At 64.0% G+C, this 2,663-nt stretch carries 3 protein-coding genes; all 3 read left to right on the forward strand.

The window, feature by feature from the left end:
- The first annotated feature begins 71 nt into the window (after positions 1-71).
- Genes V7D81_RS23095 through V7D81_RS23105 form a run of 3 tightly spaced genes read left to right on the forward strand, consistent with a single transcriptional unit; the run spans position 72 to position 2,638 of the window.
- Complete coding sequence (locus V7D81_RS23095) at positions 72-581, forward strand: RNA polymerase sigma factor (RefSeq protein WP_324320755.1); 510 nt, start codon at positions 72-74, stop codon at positions 579-581.
- 14 nt (positions 582-595) lie between these two features.
- Positions 596-1,987 carry a substrate-binding domain-containing protein gene (locus V7D81_RS23100; RefSeq protein WP_324320757.1) on the forward strand — a complete coding sequence of 464 codons (1,392 nt, stop codon included), beginning with the start codon at positions 596-598 and terminating at the stop codon, positions 1,985-1,987.
- An 18-nt stretch (positions 1,988-2,005) separates the two neighbouring features.
- Positions 2,006-2,638 carry a secretin N-terminal domain-containing protein gene (locus V7D81_RS23105; RefSeq protein WP_324320759.1) on the forward strand — a complete coding sequence of 211 codons (633 nt, stop codon included), beginning with the start codon at positions 2,006-2,008 and terminating at the stop codon, positions 2,636-2,638.
- Positions 2,639-2,663 lie beyond the last annotated feature (25 nt).

A 2,663-nucleotide genomic window follows, 5' to 3' on the forward strand; every position in this document is an offset into this window, starting at 1 on the left:
GAATGTGATAGGTCGGCGCCTCCCCCGTATATAGCGACATGACCTCGCGGGAAGCAGCAGCAGATCGCCCGATGCAATGGCCCAAGTCCGACGAACAGGCCGATGAACTCGACTGGGACGCCGTCTATGCGCAGCAGCTGCCGCGCATCTACAACTATTTCCGCTTCCGTCTCGGCCGCGAAAGCGACGTTGAGGAACTGACGTCACGGACGTTCGAGAAGGCCTGGCGCGCGCGCCATCGCTACCGGCGCGATCTGGCCGGCTTCTCGACCTGGCTGTTCCGGATCGCGCAGAACTGCGCCATCGACCATCTACGTTCGCGCCGCGCGCATCTGCCGATCGACGCCGCCATCGATCTGGCAACCGAGCACACGCCGGAAACGCAGATCGCCCTGAACTCGGATCTGGCGCGGCTTGCACGCCTGACGAAGGAACTGCCGGAGCGCGAGCGCGAACTCATCGCGCTCAGGTACGGCGCCTCGCTCAGCAATCGCGACATCGCGAAGCTGACGGGCCTGTCCGAATCGAATGTCGGCACCCTCCTGCACCGCACGGTCGCGGCGCTGCGGGCGAAGTGGTAGCGGGAGCGACGCCCATGAACGACGATTTCCTGCATCAGCTTCGCAAGACTCCGCCACCGGCTTTCGCTGCGCGGCTGAAGTCGCAACTGCAGCGACAGGCGGCGGGCGAGCGCCGATTCGCCGTCGCACGCGGCGTGCTGTTCGGATTATTTGTGGGCGCCTCTGCAGTGGCCGCCACGCTGTGGACTTTTCAGTACGGCGGACTCGACCGCCTGTTGACGCTTCGCGAGCGCGCGCCTCGCGAGGCCGAGGTACGTTCTGCAGACGATCCAATCGAAGCGCACCGCCGCTCGCAGCCCGAGACGGCCATGACGGCAGCAACCGTTTCCACACCGTCGACGGACACGGCCGTCGCTCGCACCGCCGCAGCATCGGCCGCACTGGAAAGCGCGAACGTACCGGATACATCCGCAGCGCCGCCGGGGCCGATGCGTTCATCGGCAGGAAACTCGATGCCTGTCACGTCGTCACCGACCCTGCGGGTTGCCGGCCCTGCGATGACGCGCGGACTGATCGGACCTGTCCTCATGACGTCGACCGATTTCCAGACGCTCGATACGAACAGCGCTCTGCAGGCGATCTGCGACGACACCAACGTCGCCCGACCCGTCGTCGCGATCGTGACGCGGACGATGACCGATGACGAAATCAGGAACTGCCATCGCAAATACTTCTGGAACATCGCCGGGGCGAAGATCGGATCCATCGGCCTGGCCGTCACTGCGGCCAGGACGGCAACGCCGCTCAGACTCACACCGCGACATCTGTTCCTCGCACTGGCGCGACGCGTACCCGACGCGACCAACCCCAACGAGTTCGTCGAGAATCGCGCGCTCACCTGGAATCAGATCGAGTCGGGGATGGAGCTGCGCAACATCGTCGTCTTCGGTCCCGACGAAAAGGCCGCGCTGCGCCCGGCCATGCTCGAACTGATCATGGAAGTCGGCTGCGAGACTTATCCGTCGATTCGCTCGCTCAAAACGCTCGATCCGGCGCTGTACAACGACGTCTGTCACACGATCCGCAGCGACGGCGTCTATGCCCCGGCGGTGGAACACGACACATTCATCACCCAGACGCTCTGGGCCGAACCGAACGCCATTGCCGTACTGAGCCTGGGGTTCTTCGCATCGCATGCTCAGCAGCTCGCACAGAATCTGCTCGAAGGTGTGCAACCGACCACCGCCAGCATCGCGGACGGAACCTACAGTGCTGCACGTCCCGTCGTGCTTTACAGCCATGTCGATCCGTCGGGCCGCAGTTCGCAGGCGAGCTGGTTTCTCGACACCATCATGCGCCATGCCGTCGATCTGCAGGACGCGGGTTTTGTCCCGCTCGATCCGTCGTCCCAACCCGTTCGCCTGCAGAAACTGGAATTGCCGCGTTCGATCCCTGCCGCCAGATAGCACCACCCGGGAGAAACCATGAAGAAGAGGATGCTGCGAAATACCGTCGCTTGCGGATGCACGGCGATGCTGTTGTGGACCGCCACGGCGACGTCGGCCGCGGACGGCGGCGAGACACGCAGTCATGCCGTTCCGGTCGTGACGCTGATCGACGCCGTGGCGAAACGGACGGGGAAGAAGTTCGTCGTCGATCCGCGCGTCAATGCGGACATCACGCTCATCGAAGACAATCCCGATGCCATCGACTACGAGGAGTTCCTGACCATCCTGCAGGTCAACGGCTTCGCAGCGATCGAAACGGGAGACCTGGTACGCGTCGTACCCGAGTCGACTGCGAGGCACCAGCCCGTACCGATCGTGAATGGCAAGGAATCGGTTCCGGACTCGCTGTACGTCACGAAGATCATCGCCGTGCGCAGCATGCCGGCAGCGCAACTCGTCCCGGTACTGCGTCCGCTGCTGCCGCAGCAGTCGCATTTCGTGGCGGTTGCTTGCAGCAACGATCTGGTGATCGTCGATACCGCGGCCAACGTCAGGCGGATCGAAACCATCGTGCAATCGCTGGACAGGGGAAGTGCGATCAAGCCCGAGCCTTGCCCGATACGGCCGGCCGTCGTGCCGCCTGTGGGGCCGGCTTCAGCCGGCCTTTGAGGAGTCAGGCTGAAGCCTGACCTAC

It is taken from the genome of Povalibacter sp., assembly GCF_036735925.1.
Taxonomy (GTDB): domain Bacteria; phylum Pseudomonadota; class Gammaproteobacteria; order Steroidobacterales; family Steroidobacteraceae; genus Steroidobacter.